The organism is Microbacterium ureisolvens (genome assembly GCF_015278315.1).
GTDB lineage: Bacteria > Actinomycetota > Actinomycetes > Actinomycetales > Microbacteriaceae > Microbacterium > Microbacterium ureisolvens.
Genome location: NZ_JADIJE010000001.1, coordinates 443,105 through 469,561 on the forward strand (window position 1 = coordinate 443,105; position 26,457 = coordinate 469,561).

General features: G+C 72.1%; 19 protein-coding genes. 6 read left to right on the forward strand and 13 right to left on the reverse strand.

The features are described 5' to 3' along the window. Positions 1 to 49: 49 nt before the first annotated feature. The 3 genes from IM767_RS01805 to IM767_RS01815 all read right to left on the reverse strand — a co-directional run bounded on the left by IM767_RS01805 (position 50) and on the right by IM767_RS01815 (position 4,741). Positions 50 to 1,735: a formate--tetrahydrofolate ligase gene (locus IM767_RS01805; RefSeq protein WP_109209694.1), complete on the reverse strand. Its 1,686-nt coding sequence runs from the start codon at positions 1,733 to 1,735 to the stop codon at positions 50 to 52. A 239-nt stretch (positions 1,736 to 1,974) separates the two neighbouring features. After that, on the reverse strand, positions 1,975 to 3,990 hold the full coding sequence (gene recQ, locus IM767_RS01810; protein WP_109209695.1) for a DNA helicase RecQ: 2,016 nt from the start codon (positions 3,988 to 3,990) through the stop codon (positions 1,975 to 1,977). 214 nt (positions 3,991 to 4,204) lie between these two features. Beyond that, complete coding sequence (locus IM767_RS01815; RefSeq protein WP_109209797.1) at positions 4,205 to 4,741, reverse strand: DUF1697 domain-containing protein; 537 nt, start codon at positions 4,739 to 4,741, stop codon at positions 4,205 to 4,207. Positions 4,742 to 4,937: 196 nt separating this feature from the next. On the opposite strand from IM767_RS01815, the gene IM767_RS01820 reads away from it, so the two are divergent. Next, positions 4,938 to 5,816, forward strand: coding sequence for an SDR family oxidoreductase (locus IM767_RS01820; protein ID WP_109209696.1), 879 nt, complete (start codon positions 4,938 to 4,940; stop codon positions 5,814 to 5,816). Positions 5,817 to 6,081: 265 nt separating this feature from the next. Here the strand turns inward: IM767_RS01820 and IM767_RS01825 are convergent, their stop codons facing one another. The 9 genes from IM767_RS01825 to IM767_RS01865 form a co-directional block, all read right to left on the reverse strand. Beyond that, entirely contained in the window at positions 6,082 to 7,518 is a 1,437-nt protein-coding gene (locus tag IM767_RS01825; RefSeq protein WP_109209697.1) for a hypothetical protein, read from the reverse strand. A gap of 245 nt (positions 7,519 to 7,763) precedes the next feature. Continuing rightward, positions 7,764 to 10,430, reverse strand: coding sequence for a DEAD/DEAH box helicase (locus IM767_RS01830; protein WP_239453235.1), 2,667 nt, complete (start codon positions 10,428 to 10,430; stop codon positions 7,764 to 7,766). Then, entirely contained in the window at positions 10,427 to 11,893 is a 1,467-nt protein-coding gene (locus IM767_RS01835; RefSeq protein WP_422613752.1) for a sodium/solute symporter, read from the reverse strand. Before IM767_RS01835 ends, IM767_RS01830 begins: the two co-directional genes overlap by 4 nt. Next, on the reverse strand, positions 11,893 to 12,372 hold the full coding sequence (locus IM767_RS01840; RefSeq protein ID WP_239453236.1) for a heavy metal transporter: 480 nt from the start codon (positions 12,370 to 12,372) through the stop codon (positions 11,893 to 11,895). Before IM767_RS01840 ends, IM767_RS01835 begins: the two co-directional genes overlap by 1 nt. After that, positions 12,369 to 13,148 carry a LytR/AlgR family response regulator transcription factor gene (locus tag IM767_RS01845; RefSeq protein ID WP_109209698.1) on the reverse strand — a complete coding sequence of 260 codons (780 nt, stop codon included), beginning with the start codon at positions 13,146 to 13,148 and terminating at the stop codon, positions 12,369 to 12,371. Before IM767_RS01845 ends, IM767_RS01840 begins: the two co-directional genes overlap by 4 nt. Then, positions 13,148 to 14,332 carry a sensor histidine kinase gene (locus IM767_RS01850; protein ID WP_109209699.1) on the reverse strand — a complete coding sequence of 395 codons (1,185 nt, stop codon included), beginning with the start codon at positions 14,330 to 14,332 and terminating at the stop codon, positions 13,148 to 13,150. The genes IM767_RS01845 and IM767_RS01850 overlap by 1 nt, the downstream gene beginning before the upstream one ends. Before the next feature lie 38 nt (positions 14,333 to 14,370). Beyond that, positions 14,371 to 14,607: a YbdD/YjiX family protein gene (locus IM767_RS01855; protein ID WP_109209700.1), complete on the reverse strand. Its 237-nt coding sequence runs from the start codon at positions 14,605 to 14,607 to the stop codon at positions 14,371 to 14,373. A 14-nt stretch (positions 14,608 to 14,621) separates the two neighbouring features. Continuing rightward, positions 14,622 to 16,895, reverse strand: coding sequence for a carbon starvation CstA family protein (locus tag IM767_RS01860; protein WP_109209701.1), 2,274 nt, complete (start codon positions 16,893 to 16,895; stop codon positions 14,622 to 14,624). A 297-nt stretch (positions 16,896 to 17,192) separates the two neighbouring features. Further along, a complete protein-coding gene (locus tag IM767_RS01865; protein WP_109209702.1) occupies positions 17,193 to 18,080 on the reverse strand; it encodes an SGNH/GDSL hydrolase family protein in 888 nt (295 codons plus the stop codon). A 204-nt stretch (positions 18,081 to 18,284) separates the two neighbouring features. Here IM767_RS01865 and IM767_RS01870 point away from each other — a divergent pair, with 204 nt between their 5' ends. Together IM767_RS01870 and IM767_RS01875 are read left to right on the forward strand one after the other, a co-directional pair. Then, positions 18,285 to 18,605 (forward strand): GNAT family N-acetyltransferase, encoded by a 321-nt coding sequence (locus IM767_RS01870; protein ID WP_109209703.1) that lies wholly within the window; start codon positions 18,285 to 18,287, stop codon positions 18,603 to 18,605. A gap of 13 nt (positions 18,606 to 18,618) precedes the next feature. Then, entirely contained in the window at positions 18,619 to 19,608 is a 990-nt protein-coding gene (locus IM767_RS01875; protein WP_239453237.1) for a pirin family protein, read from the forward strand. Between the two features lie 219 nt (positions 19,609 to 19,827). Here IM767_RS01875 and IM767_RS01880 read toward each other — a convergent pair whose 3' ends face one another. After that, positions 19,828 to 22,845 (reverse strand): S8 family serine peptidase, encoded by a 3,018-nt coding sequence (locus IM767_RS01880; protein ID WP_162564242.1) that lies wholly within the window; start codon positions 22,843 to 22,845, stop codon positions 19,828 to 19,830. 143 nt (positions 22,846 to 22,988) lie between these two features. Between IM767_RS01880 and IM767_RS01885 the strand changes: the two genes are divergently transcribed. From IM767_RS01885 to IM767_RS01895, 3 genes are all read left to right on the forward strand, one after another. Further along, complete coding sequence (locus tag IM767_RS01885) at positions 22,989 to 23,540, forward strand: ECF transporter S component (RefSeq protein WP_109209705.1); 552 nt, start codon at positions 22,989 to 22,991, stop codon at positions 23,538 to 23,540. Between the two features lie 84 nt (positions 23,541 to 23,624). Beyond that, entirely contained in the window at positions 23,625 to 25,604 is a 1,980-nt protein-coding gene (locus IM767_RS01890) for an ABC transporter ATP-binding protein (protein WP_109209706.1), read from the forward strand. Then, entirely contained in the window at positions 25,601 to 26,452 is an 852-nt protein-coding gene (locus IM767_RS01895; RefSeq protein WP_109209707.1) for an energy-coupling factor transporter transmembrane component T, read from the forward strand. Before IM767_RS01890 ends, IM767_RS01895 begins: the two co-directional genes overlap by 4 nt. Positions 26,453 to 26,457 lie beyond the last annotated feature (5 nt).

The following is a 26,457-nucleotide window of genomic DNA, read 5'->3' on the forward strand; positions in this document are numbered from 1 at the left end:
CGGCACCGGTCCGACGCGGGCGGTCCGACGCGGGCGGTCCGTGACGGGGTCAGAACAACCCGACGATGCGGCCGTCCTCGTCGACGTCGATCGTGTTCGCGGCCGGGGCGGCCGGCAATCCGGGCATGGTCATGATGTCGCCGCAGATCATCACGACGAATCGCGCTCCGGCGGCCAGGCGCACCTCGCGGATGTCGACGACATGCCCAGAGGGCGCGCCGCGCAGCCGCGGGTCGGTCGAGAAGGAGTACTGCGTCTTCGCGACGCACACCGGGTAGCCGCCGTACCCGTCGTCCTGGAGGCGCTTGATCTGCGCCCGCACGGCGGTCGACGCCGTCACCTCCGACGCTCCGTAGACGCGCGTCGCGATGGCGGTCATCTTCTGCCAGAGCGTCGCGTCGTCGGGATAGGTGAGCTGCAGAGCGGATGCCGCATCCTGCCGCTGGGCGCAGATTCGAACTACCTCGCGGGCAAGCTCCTCCGCGCCGGCGCCGCCCTCGGCGAAGTGCTTCGCCACCACGGCCGTGACCCCGACGGCCTCGGCGGCGGCGACGAGCGCCGCGGTCTCGGCATCCGTGTCCTCCGCGCGATGGTTGATCGCGACGACCGCGGGGATCCCCCACGTCTCGCGCACCGTCGTCAGGTGGCGCACGAGGTTCGCCGTGCCGCGCTGCAGGGCCGCGACGTTCTCGTGAGGCAGGTCGGCCACCTCGACGCCGCCGTGGTACTTCATCGCGCGCACGGTGGCGACGACGACGGCCACGTCGGGTCGGAGCCCTGTGGTGCGACAGAGGATGTCGACGAACTTCTCGGCGCCGAGGTCGGCGCCGAAGCCCGCCTCGGTCACCACGTAGTCGGCCATACGCAGGGCGGAGTCGGTCGCGAGGTACGAGTTGCAGCCGTGGGCGATGTTGGCGAACGGGCCGCCGTGCACGAACGCGGGCGTGTGCTCGAGCGTCTGGACGAGGTTGGGGGCTAGCGCGTCCCGCAGGATCGCGGCCATCGCGCCGTGCGCCTGCAGATCCCGCGCGCGGATCGGCCGGCGATCGCGGGTGTAGGCCACGACGATCTCGCCGAGACGCTCCTTCAGATCGGCCAGGTCGGTCGCCAGGCAGAAGATCGCCATGACCTCGCTCGCGACGACGATGTCGAAGCCGTCCTCCCGCGGGTAGCCGTTGGACGGCCCGCCCAGTCCGATGACGGCATCGCGGAGCGCCCGGTCGTTGACGTCGAGCACCCGGCGCCACGTCACGCGGCGCACGTCGATGCCGAGCGAGTTCCCGTGGTGCACGTGGTTGTCGATGAGCGCGGCCAAGAGGTTCGTCGCGATGGCGATCGCCGAGAAGTCGCCGGTGAAGTGCAGGTTGATGTCTTCCATCGGCACGACCTGTGCGTATCCGCCGCCGGCGGCGCCGCCCTTCATGCCGAACACCGGCCCGAGCGCCGGCTCGCGCAGGCAGATCATGGCGCGTTCGCCGATGCGGCTGAGCGCATCGCCGAGCCCGACGGTGGTCGTCGTCTTGCCCTCACCCGCCGGCGTCGGCGAGACGGCGGTCATCAGCACCAGTCGTCCGCGCGGCCGGTCGCGGAGCGTCCGCAGGTGCCGCAGCGACACCTTGGCCTTGTACCGGCCGTACGGCTCGAGCTCCTCATCGGGAATGCCGAGGCTCTCGGCGATCCGCGTGATCGGCCAGAGCTCGGCCTGCTGGGCGATCTCGATGTTGCTCGCAGCCACGCCGCACTCCCCTGCCCTGCGCCGACGCGGGCCTCGTCGCCCGCTGCCGCCAGCCTATGCGTGAGCCCCGCCGTCGTCTCGGACGCGCACCGGAAGGGGAGACGGATGCCGCGGCCCGGGGCCGCCGCCCGCATCACGGGATGGTCGCTCGACGTGGCGGCGTCGAAGGGGTCGTCGGACGGATGCCTCTACCGCCGCCGAGGTCGGCACGCCGAACGGGCAGCGGGCCCGGCCGAGGCTCAGGCCGCGGCCACGACCGCGAGCACGGCCTCGCCGTATGCCTCGCGCTTCTTCGCACCGATGCCCGAGACGCCGTCGAGGTCTGCGAGGCTCTCGGGCCGGCGCTCGGCGACCGCGCGAAGAGTCGCATCGCCGAACACGATGTAGGCCGGCACGCCGAGCTCCTTCGCCACGCCGGCGCGCCACGCGCGCAGCGCCTCGAAGAGGCCGGCGTTCGCCGGATCGAGGGTCTCGGGAGCGTTCGTCTTGCGCACCCGGGCGACACCGCCCGAGCGCCCCATCACGTCGCGTCGCAGCGGAACGGGGGTCTCGCCTCGCAGCACCCCGGCTGCGGACTCCCCGAGCGCGAGGGTGCCGTACTCGCCCCGGGCGACCAGGATGCCCCGGGCCAGCAGCTGCCGGATCACGCTGCGCCAGTCCTGCTCGCTGAGGTCGGCGCCGAGCCCGTAGGTGGACAGCTGGTCGTGCCCTTGCTGGCGGATGCGGTCGGTCGACGAGCCGCGGAGGATGTCGATGAGGTGGCCGGCGCCGAACGCCTGGCCGCGCTCGCGCTGCAGTCGCACGATGGTCGAGAGCAGCTTCTGCGCGGGGATGAGCCCGTCCCACGTCTCGGGAGATTCGAGACACGTGTCGCAGTTGCCGCATGGCTGCGAGGGTTCGCCGAAGTAGGCCAGCAGGTTCTGGCGGCGGCATCCGACCGTCTCGCACAGGCCCAGCATCGCGTCGAGATGCTGGCCGAGCCGGGTCTTGAAGGCGCGGTCGCCGGGCGACTGGTCGATCATGCGCCGCTGCTGCACGACGTCGCCGAGGCCGTACGCCATCCAGGCGACCGACGCCTCGCCGTCGCGGCCCGCGCGGCCGGTCTCCTGGTAGTAGCCCTCGACCGACTTGGGCAGGTCGATGTGGGCGACGAAGCGGACGTCGGGCTTGTCGATGCCCATCCCGAACGCGATCGTCGCGACCATCACCACGCCGTCCTCGCGCAGGAACCGCGACTGGTTCGCTGCCCGCGTCTCGGCGGGAAGACCTGCGTGGTACGGCAGCGCGTCGACGCCCTGCGCCGACAGGAACTCCGCCGTCTGCTCCACCGACTTGCGGCTCAGCGCGTAGACGATGCCGGCCGCCCCGGAGCCCTGCGTCCGGATGAACGCGACCAGCTGGCGCCGCGGATCGGACTTGGCCTCGATGCGGTACTGGATGTTCGGCCGGTCGAAGCTCGAGACGAAGTGGCGCGCCTGCGGCAGCTGCAGCCGCTCGGTCATCTCGCGATGCGTCGCGGGAGTGGCGGTCGCGGTGAGCGCGAGGCGCGGCACACCCGGGAACCGCTCGGCGAGGGCGCCGAGCGCGAGGTAGTCGGGCCGGAAGTCATGGCCCCACTGCGACACGCAATGGGCCTCGTCGATGGCGATGATGCTGAGCTTTCCCCGCGCGAGGAACCGCAGTGTCGACTCGGTGTTCAGCCGCTCGGGGGCGACGTAGAGGAGGTCGAGCTCGCCCGCGAGGTACGCGCGCTCGACGGCCGCGCGCTCGGGCGGCGCCTGGGTCGAGTTGAGGTAGGCGGCACGCACGCCGTTGGCGACGAGCGCGTCGACCTGGTCGTGCATGAGCGCGATCAGCGGGCTCACGACGAGCCCCGTGCCGGGCCGCACGAGCGCCGGCACCTGATAGCAGACGCTCTTTCCGCCACCGGTCGGCATGAGCACCACGGCGTCGGCGCCCGCGATGACGTGGTCGACGATCGCGCCCTGCTCACCGCGGAACGAGTCGTACCCGTACACCTCGCGCAGCACGGTGCGCGCGTCGGAGCCGGTGAAGTCTCGGCGGGGACCTGCTCCCTCGAACGGATCGATCGACGCCGAGCCGCCCGCGGCAGGGTCGGGCGGGGGCATCCAGCCGTCCTCCGGCGGCGCCCACGAGTCGTCGGGAGGGGGCACCCGGTACTCATCAGCCGGCGGCGCCCAGGCGTCGGGCTCCCACGTGAGGTCGGCGTACGGGTCGCCCTGCGGGATCGTCATCGATTCCAGGGTAACCGCGGCATCCGACGCGCTCCCCCTCCCCGGCGAGACGGCGCGCAACTCGCGGTCGACGGCTCGGTCGCTCTCCTGTGGAGGAGCCGTGCCGATCCTCAAATGAGGACCGGAGCCGAGATGCGGACCGCCAGCCCGGCGTCACCTCCGCATCTCGGCGCAGATCCTCAATTGAGGACGGGGAAAGGCCGTCGCCGGGCCGTCAGCACCACTTGTCGGCGATCGCCGCGATCACCGTACGGTTGCGGTTCGTCGCGACACCCAGCAGCCGCGCCGCGTTGAGCGGATCGACCGAGCCGGCCTGGTACCCGGGCCCGAGCAGTGCGTGCGCGGCGCGCCCGCGCACGACCATCTGCCCGGCATCCGTCGCGAGGGCTTCGATCTCGGCGACCGCATCGCGTGTCGGCGTGTCCTTCAGCAGATACACATAGTGCCGCTCGAGCCCGGGATGCTCGTCGCTCAGCGCCGCGGCTTCGTCGGCGACCGCCCGCAGCTCCGCGGTCGTGAAGACGATCGTCGGCACCTCGAACCCGCGGTCGGCGGCGAAAGCGTCCTCGAGCGCCTTCTCGATCTTGGCGCGCGAGCGCATCGAGGTCGTGAACCGCACGTTGCCGGTGTTGATGTGCGTCTCGACGTCGGCGAACCCGGCCGCCTCGACGACGCGCCGGATGTCGTCCTTCGCGAACTTCCGCTTCGCGCCGAGATTGATCGCCCGCAGGAACGCCACATAGGTGGGCATACCGTCATCATTCCGGATGCCGCGGCCCGCGGCATCCGGAATCAGCTCGTCACCCGCCCCGGCGCGGTTCGCGATCATCCGATATGGTCGTCGGCATGCAATGCCAGTGACCCGCCTTCGTCACCTCCCGTCCGACGCGATCCGCGCGGACGCATGATCCGGCGGCCGCCGCCGCGGCCGTCCCGAAAGGCATCGCATGTTCCCCTCCTCCTCGTCCCTGCCGCTTGCGGGCAAGACCGCCCTCGTCACCGGCGTCTCGCGCCGCCGCGGCATCGGCTACGCCGTCGCCGCGCAGTTCGCCCGGCTCGGCGCCGACGTCTTCATCCACCACTACCGTCCGCACGACACCCGCCTGCCGTGGGGCGGCGACGACCTCGACGCCGTGCGCGAAGGCCTGCGCGCCGAGCTCGCGCCGGGCGCGCAGCTCGGCGATCTCAGTGCGGACCTGACGGACGCGGCATCCGTCCCCCTCCTCATTGACGCGGCGCAGGCGCTCACCGGGCGGCTCGACATCCTCGTGTGCAACCACGCGCAGTCCGGCGACGACGGCTCGATCCTCGACATGACGGCCGAGCGGCTCGACGCGTTCTGGTCGACCAACGCGCGTTCGACTCTGCTGCTCACGCGCGAGTTCGCGGCGCTGCGGGCCGGCGACGGCGAACCGGGGTCGCGACCAGGCGAGCGCGTCGAACGCCGCGGCCCCTTCGCCGAGCCGACCGGGCGCGTCTTCTGGATGACGTCCGGTCAGATCCACGGCGCGATGCGCGGCGAGGTCGCATACGCGGCGAGCAAGGCCGCACTCGCGGGCGTCACCAAGACGGTGGCGGCCGAGCTGCTCGACCTCGGGATCATCCTCAACACCATCGATCCCGGACCCGTCAACACCGGCTACCTCGACCCCGAGACGACCGACCGCCCGCTCGACGAGATCGAGGCCTGGATGCGCTCGACCCCGTTCGGCCGGTACGGAGAGCCCGCCGACCCGGCACGGCTCATCGCCTGGCTCGCGACGCCCGATGGTGCGTGGGTGGTCGGCCAGGTGCTCTCGACCGACGGCGGCCTCGGCCTCGGCTGAGCGCCGGGCCGGGCCTCGGCTGAGCGCCGGGCCGGGCCGCAGCTGCCGCGCGCAGGCTCAGGTGGCGCGACACGCCGCTTCTCGCGCCACGACTCCGCGCGTCGCGACCCCCGAGCATCCGGCCGGGTCGCGACCCCCGAGCGACCGGCCCCGGACCGGGCGCCCGCGCTCAGGTGCGACCGCGGGCGTTCCCTGCGACCGCTACGTCGATCGATGCAGCGGTCGCAGGAGAATGCAGCGGATGCCGGGGGCACCGCCGCGACGCTCAGGCCAGCGCGGGCTCTCCGCCGGCGACTCGCGCGCGGTGGTTGACGCGGTGGCCGATCCAGAAGCCGAGGGCGATGAGGCCTGCGAGGGCGAGCCCGAGCATCCAGGGCAGCACGTTCGGCGTCGTCGCGGCGGTGGCCGCGGCGAGCGTGTCGGATCCCTCGGCGACCTGCCCGCTGCCGTCGGCGAGTGCGGTGGCTCCGGCGGCGAGCGTCTCGCTGCCGTCGGCGAGCTTCTCCGAGCCGGCGGCGAGCGTGCCCGCGCCCTCCGACAGCTCCGTCGCGCCCGCGGACAGGTCGGCGGCTCCCGACGAGAGCGACTCCGTCCCCACGGCGAGAGACGCGGCGCCCTCCGAGAGCGTAGTGGCTCCGCCGCTGAGGTTCTGCGATCCGACGCTGAGCCGCGACACCCCGCTCACGAGCGACTGCGTGCCCGCCGCGAGCGACGCGGCGCCGTCGCGCACCTGGGCAGTGCCGGCGCTCAGCGACTGGGCGTTCGCGGCGAGGAAGGGCGCACCCTTCGCGGGGTCGGCGAGCCCGACCGTGCCGGGCCATCCCCGGGACTGGTCGCCGTTCACGAGTGCGTTCAGCCCGCCCGCGAGCTGCTGCGCACCGCCCGAGGCGTCGATGACGCCTGCCGCCAGGAGCGGAGCCGCACCCGCGGCCGGGGCGATGCCGTCGACCTGCTTGTCGAGTCCTGTCGCCAGCGCGCTGAGCTGCTGGAGCTGCACGTTGTTCTCGTCGGCCGCGAGCATCGCGCCCAGTGCATCCGCGAGCTTCTGAGAATTGACCGCAGCGCTGGCAGCGGTTCCCTGGATCAGGTCTTTGCCGGCGGCCAGAGCCTTCACGTCATTCGTCACGGCCGCCGCGAGCTTGTCCTTCATCGTCGTCGCTCCCGCGAGGAGGTCGCCCGAGATCTTGTGCGCCGCGCCCACACCGGTCGCGAGCGTCTGAGCACCTGCCGCCAGCCTCGCCGCACCGTCCGCGGCCTGGCTCGCCCCGGCGGCGAGGGTCGTCGCCCCGGCTGCCGCCGAGCGCGCACCCGTGCCGAGTGTGCCGACGCCGCCGGCGAGCGACTCGGCTCCCGACTGCAGGCTCGCCGCGCCGGACGCGAGCGACTGCGCGCCTGCATCGGCCGAAGCAGCGCCGTTCGCGAGCCGCGCGGCGCCCGCGCTGGCAGACGCGGCCCCGTCGTCGAGGTCCGAAGCGCCGGTGGCGAGCTCGCCGGCGCCCGCCGCCAGGTCGGACGCACCCGACGCGAGCTCAGCCGAGCCCTCGTGAGCCTGACCGGCGCCGTCGGCCAGCTTCGTCGATCCGGTCGCGATCTGCGACGTCGTCACGAAGTACAGCAGGATCATGGCCGCCAGGGCCACGCTGAGGATGGCGACGGCGACACGCATGCCGACGCCGTGGGTGTGGGTTTCCGTTCTCGTCATTGAGAGCACTCCGGTTCATCGCCTGGGGGGCAGGCGCAGTGGACGTCGTCGACCGGTGATCGGTCGCGCGGCGACACAGCGGCAGGGTGTGGGATCCCGTCCTCGTCGGCGGGGTCCGGCCTGCTGTCGCGAGTGCAGTGTATGGACCGCGCGCGTTCCGCACCTGGTCATGGTGCAAGAGACCCAGTTTCACACGTCCTGGAACTCAGTTTCGTTGTGCGACGGCCACAACTGGCGCTTTCGGGCTAGAGCCGCACGACCTCGGTCACGCGCACCACCGCGGTTCCGGCCTCCTCCGACGCAGTGAGGTCGACGACGCCGCGGATGCGCCAGTCGTGGTCGCCGGCCGGGTCGTCGATCGTCTGCTCGACGCGCCAGAGACCGGAGGCCGCGGCATCCGTCTCGTCCACCGTCACCAGCCGCGGCGAGCGCGCCGGACCACCGGTGAGGATCTCGTCGTGGTCGTCGAAGTAGGAGTCGAGCACGGCCGGCCAGTCGACGTCGGGATCCAACTCGACGAGCTCGTCGTCGCGCTGGAGGGCGGCCAGCTGCACGCGCCGGAACAGCTCGTTGCGCACCAGCACGCCGAACGCGCGCCGGTTCGTCAGCACCGATGGCGGCGCCGGCGGCACGACAGGGGCCGAGGGATCTTCCACCGGGTTGACGAGGGCCTCCCACTCGTCGACGAGGCTCGAGTCGACCTGGCGCACCACTTCGCCGAGCCACGCGACGAGGTCGTGCAGGTCCTCGGTCTGCGCCTCGGCGGGCACCGTCTGGCGGATCGCCCGGTACGCGTCCGACAGGTACCGCAGCACGAGGCCTTCGCTGCGAGCGAGCTGATACAGCGAGATCAGCTCCGAGAACGACAGCGCCCGCTCGAACATGTCGCGCACCACCGACTTCGGCGACAGCTCGAAGTCGCGCACCCACGGCTGGCTCGACGCGAAGACCTCGTACGCCTGCGTCAGCAGCTCCTCAAGCGGCTTGGGGTAGGTCACCTCCTCCAGCAGTGCCATGCGCTCGTCGTACTCGATCCCGTCGGCCTTCATCGCGGCGACGGCCTCGCCGCGCGCCTTGAACTCCTGCTGCGAGAGGATCGGCCGCGGGTCGTCGAGCGTCGCCTCGATCACGCTCACGACGTCGAGCGCGTAGTGGCCGGTCCCGACGGTGGCGCCTGCAGAACTCCTTCGATCCGCGCTCTGCGGGGCCAGAACGGCGGAATCCGGGGCCGTGGCTGCCGAATCGAAGGAGTTCGGCCGAGCGCCCGCGCCGTCGTCCGGGTCGAGCAGCCCGATCGCGGCGAGCGCGAACGGCGAGAGCGGCTGGTTGAGGGCGAAGTTCGGCTGCAGATCGACGGTGAGACGGATGCGATTCCGGATGCCGGGGGCCGCGGCATCCGTCATCTCCGTCGTCCGATCGATCTCCACGACGCCGGCGGTGACGAGAGTGCGGAAGATCGCGATCGCCCGGCGGGCGAGGTCGTAGCGGCGGGCGCGCGGCTCGTGGTTGTCGAACACGAGCGACCGCACGTTCCCGAACACGGCGCCGCCGCGGGCGATCACGTTGATGAGCATCGCCGCGGTCAGCGAGAGCTGAGGCACCAGGGGCTCGGGCTCGGCCTCGACGAGGCGCTCGAAGGATCCGAGGCCCCAGTTGACCACGCCGGTCGGCGCCTTCTTGCGGACGATCTTCTTGCGCTTGGCGGGGTCGTCGCCGGCCTTGCGCAGCGCCGCCTCGTTCTCGATCTCCCATTCCGGCGCCATCACCACGACGGTGCCCGACGTGTCGAAGCCGGCGCGGCCGGCGCGGCCCGAGATCTGGTGGAACTCGCGCGCCGTGAGCTGGCGCATCTTCGTGCCGTCGAACTTCGACAGCGCAGTGATCAGCACAGTGCGGATCGGCACGTTGATGCCGACGCCCAGGGTGTCGGTGCCGCAGATCACGCGCAGCAGCCCGCGCTGGGCGAGGGTCTCGACCAGGCGGCGGTAGCGCGGCAGCATGCCGGCGTGGTGCACCCCGATGCCGGCGCGCACGTAGCGCGAGAGGGTGCGACCGAACGCGGTGGTGAAGCGGAACCCGCCGATGGCCTCGGCGATCGCGTCGCGCTGCTCGCGCGAGACGATGCGGATCGACGACAGCGCCTGCGCCCGCTCCATCGCGGCGGCCTGTGAGAAGTGCACGATGTACACCGGCGACTCGCCCGTCTGCAGCAGCTCCTCCACCGTCTCGTGCACGGGCGTGCGCGCGTACGAGAAGTGCAGCGGCACCGGGCGCTCGACGCCGGTGATGCGCGAGACCGCGCGTCCGGTGCGGCGCTCGAGGTCTTGGGCGATGTCGGTGACGTCGCCGAGCGTCGCCGACATGAGCACGAACTGCGCGCGCGGCAGGAGCAGCAGAGGCACCTGCCACGCCCACCCGCGCTCGGGGTCGCCGTAGTAGTGGAACTCGTCCATCACGACCTGGTCGACCGCGGCGTCGGCGCCCTGGCGCAGCGCGAGGTTCGCGAGGATCTCGGCCGTGCAGCACACGATCGGGGCGTCCGGGTTCACCGACGAGTCGCCGGTGACCATGCCGACGTTGGCGGCGCCGAAGATGTCGACCAGCGCGAAGAACTTCTCGCTCACCAGCGCCTTGATGGGCGCGGTGTAATACGTGCGGCCGCCGCGCGCGACGGCGGCGGCGTGCGCCGCGACAGCCACGAGGGACTTGCCGGTGCCGGTCGGGGTCGACAGGATCACGTGCGAGCCCGACACGATCTCGATGACCGCCTCGTCCTGCGCCGGATACAGGGCGAAGCCCTGGTCGCCGGCCCACTCCACGAACGCGTCGTAGAGCACGTCGGCGTCGGGGGCGCCGGTCGGGATGCCGGATGCCGCGCCTGCAGCCGCGATCGTCTCGAGAAGCGTCGTCACCCGATCGAGTCTGCCCGACGTTCGGGCACATGCAGACGCGTGAGGTACCGCTCGGTGCGCGCGGGGATGCGGCGGCGGTCGAGGAGCGACACCACGACGACCACCGCCGCCGCGAGCGGAATGGTCCAGGCGGCGGGCTGCGCGAGGAGCGCCTCGGCCGCTCCGCCGCGCGCGAGCGGCGTCGCCATCAGCGCCGCGCCGCACGATAGGGCGCCCGTCACCATGCCGGCCACGGCGCCCCGCGCCGTGAGCCCGGGCCACCACACCCCGAGCAGGATCACCGGCGTGAGACTCGACGCCGCGACGACGAACACCGTCCCGACGCTCGACACCAGGCCCTCGGGCTCGGTGAACAGCGCGAACGCGAGCGGCACGAGCGTGCACAGCACCGCCGATACGCGGAACGAGCGGACCGAGCCGTCGAACACGTCCTGGCTGACGACCCCGGCGAGCGAGACCACGAGGCCCGACGACGTCGCGAGGAACGCCGCGAAGGCGCCCGCCACGATGAGCGCGGTGAGCAGGTCGCCGACGAGACCCGGGAAGACGCGCGAGGGGAGCTCCAGCACGACGGTGTCGGCCACGCCGGGCACGGCGAGATCGGGTGCGACGACCCGCGCGATGAGCCCCATGGTGCCCGACGCGGCGTAGAAGACCCCCACCATCGCGATGACGAGCACCGTCGTCCGCCGCGCGGAGCCGCCGTCGGGGCTGGTGTAGAAGCGCACCAGGACGTGCGGCAGGCCGATGGTTCCGAGCAGGAGCGCGATCATGAGCGATACGGTCTCGTACGCGTCGGCACCTGAGGGTCCGCGCTCGGCGGGGAAGACGACGCCCGGGTCGAACGTCGGCTCTCCACCCGACAGCGCCATGAGGATCAGCACTGCGGGAAGCGCCAGGGCGGTGAGCTTGAGCCAGTACTGCATCGCCTGCACCGCGGTGATGGCGCGCATGCCGCCGGCCGCCACGATGCCCGCCACCACGACGGCGACGAGCACCGCCCCGGTCCAGGGCGGCACGTCCGCCACGACGCCGAGCGCGAGCGACGCACCGTGCAGCTGCGGCACGATGTAGAGCCAGCCGGTCACGAGCACGAGCAGGCTCGTCACGCGGCGGGCGCCCTGAGACTCGAGTCGCGCCTGGATGAAGTCGGGGATCGTGTACGCGCCGCTGCGCCGCAGCGGCGCCGCCACGAAGAGCAGGAGCAGGAGGTAGCCGGCGGCGTATCCGATCGGGAACCAGAACCCCTCGGCACCCGACAGCAGCACGAGACCCGCGAGCCCCAGGAAGGTGCCGGCCGAGAGATACTCGCCGCTGATCGCGGAGGCGTTCCACACCGGGCGGACGCTGCGCGACGCGACGAAGAAGTCGCTCGTCGTCCGGCTGATCCGCAGTCCCACGACGCCGAGCACCACGGTGGCCAGCAGCAGCGCGCCGACGGCGGCGAGGTCCAGCAGCGGCATCAGGGCGCCCCGTCCGCCCCTGTCGCGCCCGCGGGGGCGCCTGTCGCGCCCGCGGGCCGGGCCTCTCGCACGGCGTCGGTCGCGGCATCCGCGTCGGAAAGGCTCCGGTAGCGGCGCTCGTTGCGCGCCGCCGCACGCGCGTACAGCACGGCGAACACGAGGATCAGCGGGTAGTACCCGTACGCCTGCAGCAGCCAGGAGAGGGGCACGCCGGCGACCACCGGATCCCCCGCGTGCGCGACCACGAAGATCGCCGCGGTGAAGGCGCCCGCGACGAGCAGGAAGCCCAGGAGGCACCCGAACGCCAGGCGCAGCTGCGAGCGCACGAGGCCTCCGACGTACACCGCGCCCGCCTCGCGGACCGGCGCGCCCGGCAGCGCGATCCCGTGCGTCGAAGCCGCCGCGGAGGCCGGCAGGTCGGCCGTCACGCGCACCCGCGCGGGACGCCCCTTCTCTCCCGGGCGCCCGTCGGCCGTCATCGCGGTCCCCGCTCCGGTCGGGCCAGCTGCTCCCGCACGGCCGGAACGAGTCGCCGGCTCACCGGGAGCTCGATCTCGCGGAGCACGACCGCGGGGGCCGCGCCCGACAGGCGCACCTCGGTGACGGCGTCGCGGTGCACGAGGTACGACCGGTGCACCCGGACGAACCCGGCGCGCTGCCAGCGCTCCTCGAGCTCCGAGATCGGCGCGCGCACGAGATGGCTCTGCCCGTCGGCCGTCCACAGGCGCGAGTAGTCCCCCTGCGCCTGCACCCACCGCACGTCGCTGCGCCGCACGCGTCGCACGGTCGCGCCGACCGAGACGGGGATCGTCTCGTCGTCGGCGGGGAGGAGAGCGGATGCCGCAGCCGCGGCGGTCGCGGCATCCGTCGCCGTCCCGTCCCCCGCCGCGCCCCGGACGGCGGCGACACGGTCGATCGCGCGGCGGAGGCGCTCCGGACGGACCGGCTTGAGCACGTAGTCGGCCGCGTGCACGTCGAACGCCTCGAGGGCTCCCGCCTCGTCGGCGGTGACGAAGACGACGACCGGTCGGACGACGAAGCGGTCGAGGGCGCGGGCGAGGTCGAACCCGCTGAGGCCGGGCATGTGGATGTCGAGGAACGCGGCGTCGACCGTCTCGGCCGAGAGGATCCGCAGCGCGTCGGCGCCGTTGACGGCGGGCAGCACCCGCCCGATGCGGGGATCGGCGCCGAGGAACGCGACGAGCTCGGCGAGCGCCGGCGGCTCGTCGTCGGCGACGAGGACGTCGAACGGCATCAGGCGTCCGTCTCGTGCAGGGGCTGCGACTTCGGGACCCGCATCCGCACCATGGTACCCGCGCCCTGATTGGTCTCGACGACCAGACCGCCCCGCGCTCCGTAGAGCTGTCGCAGGCGCGTGTCGACGTTGCGCAGCCCCACGTGGGTGGTCGGCTCCGTCCCCGACAGCAGCGCCCGCAGCACCTCCGGATCCATCCCTGCACCGTCGTCCTCCACGGTGATGACCGTGTGCGTGCCCTCGTCGCTCGACGCGATGGAGATGACCCCGCCGCGCTCACCCGGCTCGAGGCCGTGGCGGACGGCGTTCTCGACGAGCGGCTGCACCGAGAGGAACGGGATCACGGTCGCCAGCGTCTCGGGCGAGATCCTCAGGCGCACGGTGAGGCGGTCGCCGAATCGCGCCCGCTCGAGCTCGAGGTACGAGTGGATGCTGCGCAGCTCCTCGGCGAGCGTGGTGAACTCGCCCTGCCGGCGGAACGAGTAGCGCGTGAAGTCCGCGAACTCCAGTACCAGCTCGCGAGCGCGCGGCGGGTCGGTGGAGATGAACGACGCGATCGCGGTCAGCGCGTTGTAGATGAAGTGCGGGCTGATCTGAGCCCGCAGGGCCCGCAGCTCCGCCTCGGCGAGCGCGGCACGCGACGCATCGAGCTCTTCGAGCGCGAGCTGCGCCGAGCACCAGCGCGCGACCTCTCCCGTCGCGCGCACGAGCGGCGCCCGGACCGAGTCGGCGAACGCGACGAGCACACCCCAGACCTCGCCGTGCACGACGATGGGGGCGCCGACGGCCTCCGGCGCTCCCGCCTCGCGCCGCGGGAACACCTGACGCCGGTTCGTCGCGCGCACGCGCTCGGCCACGCGCCGCGCGGCGTTCTCGAAGCCGGTCGTGCCGATCGACCCGTCGACGGCCACGACATCGCCGGGAGCCACGATCGCGATCGCACTGGCGCCGAGCAGTCCGCGCAGGTGCCGCGCCGCGCGCTGGGTCGACGGGAGGTCGCCCGCGCTGCGCAGCTCGGCCGCCGCGAGTCCGGCGACGTGCAGCGTGCGATACGTGGCCCGCTCCGCGTCGCTTCCCAGATCGCGCGCGCCCATGGCCAGCCGCCGCGCGAACACGAGGGCGACGACCAGCGCCGCCCCGACGACGACCCCGACGGCCGCCGCGATCCACACGGCATCCGGCATGGTCCGAGCCTAGGTGCCGGGAAGCGCCGAGCCGCCGGTCAGCAGCACCGGGCGCCCGGGTCGCGATCCTGGGCGTCCATGCGCTCGCGCCAGAAGGCGCGCTCGCTGAGCGGCTCCTCCCCGGGATGGTGCAGTCCGTGGTGCTCGAGGTACACGCGGTACGCGCCGTCGCCCATCAGCTCGGTGATGTACCAGCGGATGCCGCGGCCCACCCGGCACGCGACGCTCCACAGCGTCGTGTGCGGGGCCGTGGCCGCGGCATCCGTCCGATCCATGATCGTGATCTCCGTCAGTGGTTCGAGGCCACGCGGCGGGCGTCGGGGTGCTCGACCTCGTACTCCACCCACCGCTTCTCGATCTCGCGCTCGGCCTTCGTGGCGATCAGGCTCGCCGGCGCGAAGCGGCGCGACGGCACCGCCTCGTCCTCGTGGTTCTCGCCGCCGCCGCGCACGATGGCCTTGATGGCGACGCCGATGGCGATCGCGATGACGAGGATCGCGAGGCTGACGAAGATGATCGACAGCGTGCCCTGCACGGCGGTGTTGCGGATGACGGCGGCCACCACCTCGGGCGAGCCGAGACTGTCATCGCCCGACTGCTGGGCCGCGAGGTACTTGAAGTGGTTGGCCCAGTATCCGATCGCCGGCACCGGCGAGAAGATCTTGTACATCGAGGCCGTGATGGTCACCACCGCGGCGAACGCGAGCGGCAGCCCGATGATCCAGAGCCACTTCACGTAGCTCGGACCGCGCTTGGCCACGATCGCGAACACCACCGCGAGGGCGATCGCCGCCAGCAGCTGGTTGGCGATGCCGAACAGCGGGAAGAAGGTGTTGATTCCGCCGAGCGGGTCGGTGACGCCCAGGATGAGGATCCAGCCCCAGCCGGCCACCATGATCGCGGTGCAGATCCACACGCCGGGGCGCCACGAGACGTCGCGGAACTTGGGGATCCACGCGCCGATCGAGTCCTGGAGCATGAAGCGCGCGACACGCGTGCCGGCGTCGACGGCGGTCAGGATGAACAGCGCCTCGAACATGATGGCGAAGTGGTACCAGAACGCCATCAGCGCGGGTCCGCCGAGGGCCTGCTGCATGATGTGCGCGAGGCCGAGCGCGAGCGTCGGCGCACCGCCGGTGCGCGAGGCGATGGTCGACTCGCCCACCGCCGCTGCCGTCGAGGTCAGCATTTCGGGCGTGATCTGCACGCCGGTGAGCCCGAGCGAGTTCACGAACGCGACGGCTCCCTCGACCGTTCCGCCGGTCGCGGCGGCCGACGAGTTCATGGCGTAGTAGATGCCCTGGTCGATGGAGAGTGCGGCGACCAGCGCCATGATCGCGACGAACGACTCCATGAGCATGCCGCCGTAGCCGATGAAGCGCGTCTGGCGCTCCTTCTCGATGAGCTTCGGGGTCGTGCCGGAGGAGATGAGGGCGTGGAATCCCGACAGGGCGCCGCACGCGATCGTGACGAACAGGAACGGGAACAGCGGTCCCGCGAACACGGGCCCGAGACCCGTCTCGGCGAACTCGGTGAAGGCCGGGACGGTGATCTCGGGGCGGACCAGCACGATCGCGGCCGCGAGCATCACGATCACGCCGATCTTCATGAACGTCGAGAGGTAGTCGCGCGGCGCGAGCAGCAGCCAGACCGGGAGCACGGCGGCGATGAAGCCGTAGACGATGATGCCCCACGCGATCGTGGTGCGGTCGAGGTGGAACATCGCCTGACCCCAGTCGGTCGCGGCGACGGCGCCGCCGCCGATGATCGCGAGGATCAGGAGCGCGAAGCCGATGATCGAGACCTCGGTGACCCGGCCGGGGCGCAGGTACCGCAGGTACACGCCCATGAAGAGGGCGATCGGGATCGTCATCGCCACCGAGAAGACGCCCCACGGGCTCTCGCCCAGGGCGTTGACGACCACGAGGGCGAGGATCGCGATGATGATCAGCATGATGAGCAGCGACGCGATGATCGCCGCGGTGCCGCCGATCTTGCCGAGCTCGTCGCGCGCCATCTGGCCGATCGTGCGGCCGCCGCGGCGCATCGAGAAGAACAGCACCGTGTAGTCCTGCACCGCGCCGGCGAGCACGACGCCGACGATGATCCAGATCGTGCCCGGGAGGTATCCCATCTGCGCGGCGAGCACGGGGCCGACGAGCGGGCCGGCGCCGGCGATGGCGGCGAAGTGGTGGCCGTAGAGCACGCGACGGTCGGTCGGAACGTAGTCCTTGCCGTCGTACTTGACCTCGGCGGGCGTGGCGCGCCGGTCGTCAGGGCGCGTGATGTACCGCTCGATCACCTTCGAGTAGAAGCGGTAGCCGATGAAGTAGGTGCAGACGGCGGCGAACACGAACCAGATCGCGTTGACCGTCTCACCGCGCACGATCGCGATCATGGTCCAGGCGACGCCGCCCAGCAGGGCGATCACGGCCCACAGCGCGATCTTCGGAAGCGTCCAGCGGGACTCGCGTTCGAGCTCCTGCTCGGACACGGCCACGGGTGGTGTTTGATCCTGGACGACAGCGTCTCCGCCCCGGGGGGCGCGGGAGGATGAGGACATCGGGGTTTCTCCTTGCGGGCGCGACATTGCGTTCCGCAAGGCTAGGGACCGGCCACCCCGCTTCCCGGGCCCGCCGGAGGAGGTGGGCCGTCCGTGCGACCAACGGCGGCGCGGGTGCGACGAACGGCAAGGCGAGCGGTGGCGGGCGAGTGCCGGCGAGCGGTGGCGGGCGAGTGCCGGCGCGCGGTGGCGGGCGGGTGCCGACGCGCGGTGGCGGGCGGGTGCCGACGCGTGCGAGCGCGGCGGGCCGGTCAGGCCGACGGCCCGCCGCGCTCGGGAGCGGCTCGGTTCAGGTGCTCACCCGGCCAGTGCCGCCTGGATGATCGACGCCCAGGCCTGCTGGCCGGCGGCGTTGGCGTGGAAGCCGCGGTCGACGGTACCCTTGCCGGCCGAGACCCCGCTGATCCAGCGGTCGCCCGTGTCGCACAGCCCGTGCCCGGCGAAGCCGGCGGTGACGTCGACGTACTCGACCTTCGGGTCGGGAGCGCCGAACAGGTCGGCATACGCCTGTTGATACAGCCCGACACCGCTGCTGATGGCGGCGTTGATGCCGACGATGCCCGCATTCACCTCAGCGGTGAGCTCGGCCGTGAGCTTCACCGGCGCACCGCCCGAGGCGCCGACGGTGCACGTGCCCGTCACTTGGCCGAACAGGAGCGGATACCCCGTGACGAGGATATAGGCGTTCGGCGCGAGCGTGCGGACCAGGCCGACCAGCTGGGCGATGGCCGGAGCGATGCCCGGGATCGCGGCGACCGCGGCCGCCTTCGCCGCTTCGCAGGCCTCGGGGGTGCCTGCGCCGCTGCACAGCGCCAGGACCGTCTGCCACTGGATGTCGTTGATGCCGGCGGTGATCGTGACGAGCTGCGTGGCCGGGCCGAGCTGACCCATACCCGCGAGAGCCGAAGCCTGACCGGCGACCTGCGTCGTGTTCGCACCTGCGCAGGCGGCCGACACCACGGATGTGCCGAGATCGTCACCCAGCAGCACCGGGTAGGCCTTCTTCGACCGTTTGCAGGTCTCGTCGACATACGGCATGTTGCCGGTGCCGGCCGCCTCCGAGTCGCCGATCGCGACGTAGGGCGCGCCGGTGGGCTCCGCGGCCGTCGCCGCGGACGTGGCACCGAGTGCGGTGGTGATGCCCAGCGCGAGCGCGGCGAGGGCGGCGAGAATGCGTCGTTTCATGATTCCCCTTCGAATCCCCAGCGGTTCGATCGATTCCCCCTTGAATCGGCCCGTCGATGCGCTGACGTGTTTCTCGCTGGACGCGGGCGCGGCGGACGATGCCGACGATAGACCTGCGGCATCCGTCCCGCCAGGGGGTGCTGCGTGCGCTGGCGGAATCCGCCGTTCGGACCTTACGTTGGATCAGACGACGGAAGGATTCCCGTGACCCACACCGAAGCGCAGCCCATCGTGACGCGCAACGACGAAGACCGCCGCTACGAGGTGCACGTCGATGACGTGCTCGCCGGATTCACGGTGTTCCGCATCGACGCGCAGGGGCGCCTGCACTTTCCTCACACCGAGGTCGACCCGGCCTTCCGCGGACGCGGACTCGCGCAGGCGGTCGTCGCCGAGGCGATGGCCGATGCCGCACGCCGGGGCGAGACGGTCGTGCCGCACTGCCCCGTCGTGTCCAAGTACCTGCGCGAGCACGACGTGCCCGGGCTCACGGTCGCGTGGCCCGACCAGCCGCACCCCGAGTGACCGGAACGCGCACGTGACCCGGCTGGACGCCGACGACGCCGTCGCTACAGAGACCTCGGTCGAGTGCGCCGGCCCCCGCACGCTGCTCCTCGAGGCCCGCGAGGTGCCCCTCGGGGGCGTGCGGGCCATGTCGGTGCACCGCGCACTCCCGCAGCGCGACCTGCCGCTCGTCGGCGCCTGGTGCTTCCTCGACAGGTTCGGGCCGCAGGAGACGCGCATGCGCGTCGAGCCTCACCCGCATATCGGGCTTCAGACCGTGACGTGGCCGTACCTCGGCGACGTCCGTCACCGCGACTCGGTGGGCAGCGACGTCGTGGTGCGCCGCGGCGCCCTCAACCTCATGACGAGCGGCGCCGGCATCTCGCACTCGGAGTATTCGGTGGGGACGGATGCCGCGCCCTTGGACGCGCTGCAGCTCTGGGTCGCGCTGCCCGAGTCCCGCCGTCACGGCGGTCCGGCGTTCGAACAGCACGCGGTGCTGCCCGAGGTCGGGCTCCCGGCCCTCGCCGGCGCGCCCGGTGAAGCGACGGTGGTGCTCGGTGAGCTCGCGGGCGTCGCCTCGCCCGCGACCGTCTACACGCCGATCGTCGGCGCCGAGCTGCGGATCCCGGCCGGTGCCACGGTGCGCGTGCCGCTCGAGTCGGCGTGGGAGCACGCGCTGGTCGCCGTCTACGGTCAGGCCGAGGTGACCGCGGAGGATGGAGCCGGGGCCGTCGTCCTCGATGCCGCCCACCTGCTGTATCTCGGAACGCATCGCGACGAAGTGGTGGTCTCGAGCCCCGCCGGGGCCACGCTGTTCCTGCTCGGCGGCGAGCCGTTCGAGGACGACGTGGTGATGTGGTGGAACTTCGTCGGCCGTACCCACGAAGAGATCGTCGAGGCCCGTGAAGCCTGGGAGGCGGGCGCCGAGCGCTTCGGCCGCGTGGTCGACCACGGCGACGAGCGCATCCCCGCCCCGCCGCTGCCGGCCGTGCGCCTGACCCGCCGGCGCCGCCGGCTCTGACCGGACTCCACGCTTTCAGCCGGACTCGCGGGCTGCCGCCGGACCCGCGGGCTGCAGCCGGGCCGGCACGTTTTCAGCCGGACCCGCGGGCTGCAGCCGGGCCAGCGGGCTCCGGCCGCAAGGACGGAGCGCCACCGCCGTGCCACGGGCGCGGCATCCGTCTGCCGATGCGAAAGGGCGCCCGAGCCGCAGCCCGGACGCCCTTTCGCTGAGCAGACGTTACGGGACGTCGACCGAGACGACGGTCCGCACCTGCGAGTCGGCGTAGCGCACCACACCGAGGTAGCTGCCGGTCTCCAGACCCGACCACGACAGCGCGTACTCGGTCGGAACCGCCTGCTGCGCCGCGATCACATCGGGAGTGGCGGTGAATCCGCCGACGCCGTCGGCGCCTACGAGGGCGCTCGTCGCCGTCCACGTGAACGGAGACGTGAACGAGTACACGTCGGCGACGATCGCGTACCAGCCCACCGGCGGAGCGGTGATCTGCACCGCCTCGTCCGCGGACCCGGATGCCGACTGCCACACCTTGTCAGCCGCGGTCGTGCCTTCGCCGCCGATGAGGTGGTAGACCGTCAGGTCGAGGTCGGATCCGGTGTCGTCCGACGAATCCAGCGCGAAGCGCGCCAGCTCGGTGCCCGCCGTGACCTCGACGTACTTGATCGTCCGGCCCGCCGCCGAGGCGCCCGTGGTCTCATCGCCGTCGATGATGGTGTCCACCGGAGCGAGGCCGAAGACGTTGAGCTCCAGGTCGCCCGTGATGCCCGGCGTCACCTCCACATCGACGCTGCCGTCGGCGCCGTCGCCCGACACCGACGCCGGGGCGTCAGCGGTGACCGGGAAGACAGCGATCGGCGAGCGGACGGTCGTGTCGGCGCTGTTCCACGAGAGGAACCCACTGGTCCACTCCTCGACCGGCGCGGTCGCGTTGGTGAGCGTCACGGTGAAGCTCTTCGTCTGCCCCGCCTTGTCGAAGGTCAGCGTGCTCGGCGACACCTCGACATCCACGCCGTCCACCGTCGCGGCCGCGGTGAACGTCCCCGGCTCGGTCGAGGTGACCTCGCGGGTGACCGTCTGCGTGCCGGCCAGCGCGCCGACGCCGATCGAGGCGATGTTCAGATCGCTCGGGTCGGCCGGCTCGGCGTCCTCCCAGTAGTCGGCTCCGAGGGCGCCCTCGATGTACGACGTCCAGTCCTTCACGTCGTTGAGGTACAGCAGGCCGGGGTCGAGGTACTTCAGGGGGTCGACGTGCCCGGCACCTTGGATGAACGGGTCGGTGACCGCCTCACCCGCCGCATCCACGAGGTCGTAGGCCGTCGTCATGAGCGCCGACTTCACCTCGGCGGGCGTCGCCTTCGGCGTCTTGCCCAGGTACAGCGCACCGAGGCCCGCGACGTGCGGCGACGACATCGACGTGCCCGACATGAAGCCGAACGTCGGCGCGGAGCCCTTCGCGTTGTTCGTCGCGGCGAGGATCGCCACACCGGGGGCCGAGACGTCAGGCTTGATGACGTCGCTGCCGTCGGCGAGCATCGGCCCGCGACTGGAGAATCCGGCGATCTGCGGCGTCGGCGTCTCCTCGTCGGTGACGTTGTCGCCGAACAGCGTCACCGCCGCGTCGGCGTTGCCCTTGACGTAGGCCAGCAGGGCGTCGCGGTACTGCGCGTCGATGTGAACGGTCGGCACCGAGTGGAAGTCGTTGTCGAGCGAGCCCGGGGTGACGTTGACGAGCACCATGCCGATGCCGCCCGCCTCTGCGACCGCCTGCGACTTCTCGACTCGGGCGTTCGTGCCGCGGTCGCAGACGACGATCTTGCCGGCGACCAGCGCCGGGTCGAGCGTGCCGAGGAAGCAGAGCGCGGCCTCGTTCGCCGCAGCCCCCGCCAGCGCAGCCTCGCCGGCGTACACCGCGTTGCCCGACACCTGTCCGCCCGGCTGCGAGAACACGGTCACCGATGCGCCCACGGCCTGCTGACCGCTCCACTGCACCGTGCCCTCGTAGGTCGGGATGGTGGATGCCGCCACCGTCGTGTACCACGGCGATGCGTGGTCGGCCGTCGCGGCGTCGGGGCCGTCGTTGCCCGCGCTGACCGAGACGAACACGCCCGCGGCCGCGGCGTTCAGGAACGCGATGTCGTCGGCCTGGATCACGCTCGTGGCAGAGCCGCCGCCGATCGAGTAGTTGATGACGTCGACGCCGTCGGCCACGGCGGCGTCGATCGCGGCGATCAGGTCGCTGCCGGCGCAGATGTCGTCATCCGTGCCCAACGGGTCGGGACCCCCGTAGCAGGCCTTATAGGACGCGACCTTGGCCGCCGGGGCGACACCCGAGATCTTGCCGAAGTCGATGCCCTCGACCGAGGCCGAGACGCCGAAGTTGCCGGCCGCCGTGCTGGCGGTGTGGGAGCCGTGACCCTCGAGGTCACGGGGCGAGGCGTAGTCGGTCTTGAACGAGAAGCCCGCGGCTGCGGCACCGGAGTTGAAGTAGCGGGCGCCGATGAGCTTGGTGTTGTAGTCCTGCTTGCTCCACTGCTCGCCGGCGACGCGCTGGGTCACGAACGTTCCGCCGTCGGCCTTCTTGTAGACGATGTTGTCGCCCACGAGGTAGGGCTCGCTGCCCGCCTTGTTCTCGAGCTTTGCGCCGGCGAACGAGGGGTTCTCGGGAGAGATGCCCGTGTCGACCACGCCGACGACGATGCCCTTGCCCGCCGCGGCGGTGCCGCCCAGGCTGTCCCACAGGCCGCCGGTGCCGTCGTCGACGGAGCCGAGACCGAGGAACTCGTTGGACGGCTGGGCAGCCGTCGGGTGGTAGATCTCGTCCGGGAAGACGCCCAGCACGTTCTTGTCGCTGGACAGCTCGACGACCTGGTCGGCGGTGAGGTCGGTGCTGAAGCCGTTGAGCACCACCTGGTAGCTCGCGGCGGGGGTGAGGCCGTTCTCGGAGGCGAAGTCGGCCTGCTCCTTCTTCAGGTGGGCCACGTACTTCTGCGAGTTCGCCGAACGCGCGTCCAGCTGGTTGCCCTTGCCCGGCTTGGTGGCCGAGATTCCGCTGACGCCCCCCTCGTAGGTGGCGAGCGGCGCGCCCTTCAGGACGACGACGTAGTGGCCGTCGCCCGCGCCGAGCGGGATCGGTGATGTCACCTCCTCGGGCACCGCGCCGAAACTGGCTGTGGCTGTGCCCGTGAACAGTGCGACGAGTGTGACGACCGCGGCTGCTCTGACGGAGGTTCGACCCATGAATGGCCTCCAGATTGTTCGTGCTGGGGAGTCGCCGCGCCACATCGTTGGGGCGCAGCGACCTCAAACGTAACTGTCAGGTGAATCTCAGTAAATGAGATGTGTGTGAGAAACGCGCCGCCGGGACTGAGTAACCTGGGCAGGTGGCTGCCCGCACCCGGATCTCGACGAGCGTTCTGCTCACCTGCGCCGCGATCGGCGTCGCGACCGGGGTGCTCCAGGCCGGTGCCGGAGCGATCAGCGGCTTCGTCTCGGCGGGAGCGCCGATCCTCTACGGACTCGTGCTCGGCGTGCACGTGCTGCCGGGCGTCGTCGCGCAGGAGCTGCTGCGCCGGCCGTGGGTCGCGCTGATCACCCACCTCATCGCGGCGCTGGTCGCGAGCGCCGTCGTGCCGCTGTGGATCGGCCGCTACATCGGCACGGCGCTCCTCATCGGCGGCCTGCAGGAGCTCATCGCCGCCGTCGCGCGCTACAAGCGCTGGGAGCCGTGGCGGTTCTTCCTCTCCGCCGTCATCGTCGGGGCGGTGATCGCGGTCGCCATCTGGTTCGCCGCCGACGTCACGCGATTCCCGCTGTGGGGCCAGATCGTCTACGTCGCGCTCTTCATCGTGGGCCCTGTCGCGTGGACGGCCGTGGGCCTCGCGATCGGCAGCGCGCTGCGCCGCGCCGGCGTCGCCCGACGCAGCCGGAGCTGAGGCATCCGTCTTCCGCCCGGGCTGTTCCGCGGCGGGATGGGCGGCCGGTAAGTTAGGGAAGGCTAAGTTTCCCTCGACGATCGGATGCCCGTGTCCTCTGCCGTGCCGCTGCTGCGGGTGCGCGAGCTCGGCGTCACGCACGACGGCGAGAGCGTCCCGGCACCGGCATCCGTCTCGTTCGACGTCGCCGCCGGCGAGGTCGTGCTGCTGCTCGGACCGAGCGGCTCGGGCAAGTCGACGCTGACGCTGGCGCTGAACGGACTGCTGCCGCAGGCCGTCCCGGCGAACGTCGCCGGGTCGGTCGAGGTCGACGGCCTCGACACCCAGACGACGCCGGTCGCCGAGCTGAGCACACGCGTCGGCATGGTCTTCCAGGACCCCGATGCGCAGCTCGTGACCGGCACGCTCCTGGACGAGGTGGCGTTCGGACCCGAGAACCTGCGGATGCCGGTTGCCGAGGTGCTCGCCGGCGCCGAGGAGGCGCTGCGGCGCGTCGGCCTGTGGGAACGGCGCTGCGAGAACCCCGACCGGCTCTCGGGCGGCGGGCGCCAGCGCCTCGCGATCGCCTGCGCCCTCGCGATGGGTTCGCCCCTCCTGGTGCTGGACGAGCCCACCGCTAACCTCGACCCGGCGGGGATCGAGGAGGTCTACGCCGCGCTGGCCGAGCTCGTGTCGGCCGGCGACCGCGCCATCGTGCTCGTGGAGCACAACCTCGATGCGGCGGTCGGGTTCGTCGACAGGGTGGTCGTGCTCGACCACGACGGCTTCCTCGTCGCGGACGGGTCAGTGGACGACGTGCTGCGGCATCGCGCCGAAGACCTCCACGCGATGGGCGTGTGGCTGCCGGTGTCGACCATCGCCGCGCTGCGGCTGCGCCGCGCGGGCTTCGCTCTCGACCCGCTGCCGCTCACGCCCGACGAGCTGCGCGACGCCCTCGACGCCGAGGCGCCCCCCGCGGGCTTCGGCGGGTCGCACCACCGGTCGTTGAGCGAGCGAGGAACGAGCGAGACGACACACCCGCACCCCGGCACCCCGTCGTTGAGCGAGCGAGGAACGAGCGAGACGAAACGCGCCGCACCCGGCGCCGACGCAGGCCACCCACTCATCACCGTCCGCGACCTGACCCTCCGCCGCGGCCGCACCGAGGTGCTGCATCGCATCGACCTCGACGTCGCCCGGGGGTCGTTCGTCGCCGTCGTCGGCGCCAACGGCGCCGGCAAGACGAGCCTCATCCAGGCGCTCGCGGGGGTCGTGTCGCCGCCCAAGGGCTCCGTGCACGTGGACGGGCTCGATGTCGGACGAGCCGACGCGCGCACGCTGAGCTCGCGCATCGGCTTCGTGTTCCAGAACCCCGAGCACCAGTTCATCGCGCACACCGTGTTCGACGAGATCGCGCACGGGCTGCGCCGGCAGCACTTGTCCGACGACGAGGTCCGCGCGCGCACCGTGGCGCTCCTCGAGCGTTTCGGTCTCGCCGCCAAGGCGGACAGCCACCCGTTCCTCCTCTCGGGTGGGCAGAAGCGACGCCTGTCGGTCGGGACCGCGCTCGTCGCGGGCGCCCCGGTGCTGGTGCTCGACGAGCCCACCTTCGGCCAGGACCGCGCCCGCGCCGACGAGCTGCTGTCGCTGCTGTCGGAGCTCAACGCCGAGGGCACGACGATCATCGTCGTCACCCACGACATGCAGCTGGTCACCGATTACGCCGACCGCACCGTGGTCATGGCCGACGGCAGCGTGCTCGCCGAGGGGACGACCGCCGAGATCTTCGCCGACGACGAGCTCATCGCCCGGGCGGGCCTGCGCCCGCCGCCGCTCCGCCGCGCGCTGCAGGGCGTGCGACGGCATCCCGAGCTGGCGGGCATCGCCCGGCTCGGCGACCTCCCCGGGGCCCCGGCGGCTGCGCGTTCGGAGCTGCTCGCGTCAGACGCGGAGCCGCGCCGATCCGCCCGCGTCACGCCCACCCCCGCGAAGACCGCGGAGTCCGGTCCCGACGCGACGGCGGTTGCGCACGCCGCGACGATCCCTCAGGCGCCCGCGCCCCACGCGACGGGAGGTGCCGCGTGACCGACACCGGCCCGCTGACTGCCGCCACGGCCACCCGTTCGGCATTCGATCCGTACGCGCAGCGGGTCGCGGCATCCGCTGTCCGCTTCCTCTACGGGCTCAACCCGCTGGCCAAGCTCGCCGCGCCGCTTCCGGCGATGGTGCTGCTGGTGTTCGTGCGGGATGCCGCGACCCCCGCCGCGTTCCTCCTGCTCGCGTACGCGGTGCTCTTGGTCGGCGTGGACTTCACGCGCCGCCTCGCCGCCATCCTGTTCCTGGCGCTGCCGCTCAGCGCCCTCGTGATCGGGTTCGGCTTCGCCCTGTGGACCGACGCCTCACGGGTCGACCAGTCCGTCGTGGTGTGGCAGCTGGGCAACTGGACGATGTACGGCGGTGCGCTCGAGGTCGGGTTCGCGACGGGGCTGCGCCTGTGTGCGATCGTCGCGCTCACGCTGATCGCCGGGCTGTCGACCACGGGTCCCGACCTCGTGCGCGCGGCTGTGCAGCAGCTGCGGGTGCCGTACCGCATCGGGTACACGGCGCTGGCTGCGTTCCGCTTCGTGCCGCGGTTCGGGCACGAGCTCGACGTGATCCGTCAGGCGCACCGCGTGCGCGGAGCCCACGGCGGGCGCGGTCCGTTCTCGGCGATCGCCCGCTGGTTCGGATATGTCGTGCCCCTCATGGCCGGCGCCATCCGTCACGCCGAGCGCGTGGCGCTCGCGATGGACGCCCGCGCCTTCGGCGCGCACCCCGACCGCACCGAGCGCTACCTCGTGCCCTGGCGAGTGCGCGACACCGTGTTCGTCATCGCTTTCTGGGCGGTCTCGGCCGCCATCTTCGCCGCCCTCTTCCCCTGGGGTCTGTCGTGACCCGC

Coding starts and splice junctions, on each gene's coding strand:
- IM767_RS01845 (WP_109209698.1), bottom strand. CDS start 13,148: ATGCCGTTCGACGTCCTCGTCGCCGACGACGAGCCGCCGGCGCTCGCC.
- IM767_RS01850 (WP_109209699.1), bottom strand. CDS start 14,332: ATGCCGGATGCCGTGTGGATCGCGGCGGCCGTCGGGGTCGTCGTCGGG.
- IM767_RS01840 (WP_239453236.1), bottom strand. CDS start 12,372: ATGACGGCCGACGGGCGCCCGGGAGAGAAGGGGCGTCCCGCGCGGGTG.
- IM767_RS01855 (WP_109209700.1), bottom strand. CDS start 14,607: ATGGATCGGACGGATGCCGCGGCCACGGCCCCGCACACGACGCTGTGG.
- IM767_RS01890 (WP_109209706.1), top strand. CDS start 23,625: ATGCCCGTGTCCTCTGCCGTGCCGCTGCTGCGGGTGCGCGAGCTCGGC.
- IM767_RS01815 (WP_109209797.1), bottom strand. CDS start 4,741: ATGCCCACCTATGTGGCGTTCCTGCGGGCGATCAATCTCGGCGCGAAG.
- IM767_RS01820 (WP_109209696.1), top strand. CDS start 4,938: ATGTTCCCCTCCTCCTCGTCCCTGCCGCTTGCGGGCAAGACCGCCCTC.
- IM767_RS01860 (WP_109209701.1), bottom strand. CDS start 16,895: ATGTCCTCATCCTCCCGCGCCCCCCGGGGCGGAGACGCTGTCGTCCAG.
- IM767_RS01865 (WP_109209702.1), bottom strand. CDS start 18,080: ATGAAACGACGCATTCTCGCCGCCCTCGCCGCGCTCGCGCTGGGCATC.
- IM767_RS01825 (WP_109209697.1), bottom strand. CDS start 7,518: ATGACGAGAACGGAAACCCACACCCACGGCGTCGGCATGCGTGTCGCC.
- recQ (WP_109209695.1), bottom strand. CDS start 3,990: ATGACGATCCCGCAGGGCGACCCGTACGCCGACCTCACGTGGGAGCCC.
- IM767_RS01880 (WP_162564242.1), bottom strand. CDS start 22,845: ATGGGTCGAACCTCCGTCAGAGCAGCCGCGGTCGTCACACTCGTCGCA.
- IM767_RS01835 (WP_422613752.1), bottom strand. CDS start 11,893: ATGCCGCTGCTGGACCTCGCCGCCGTCGGCGCGCTGCTGCTGGCCACC.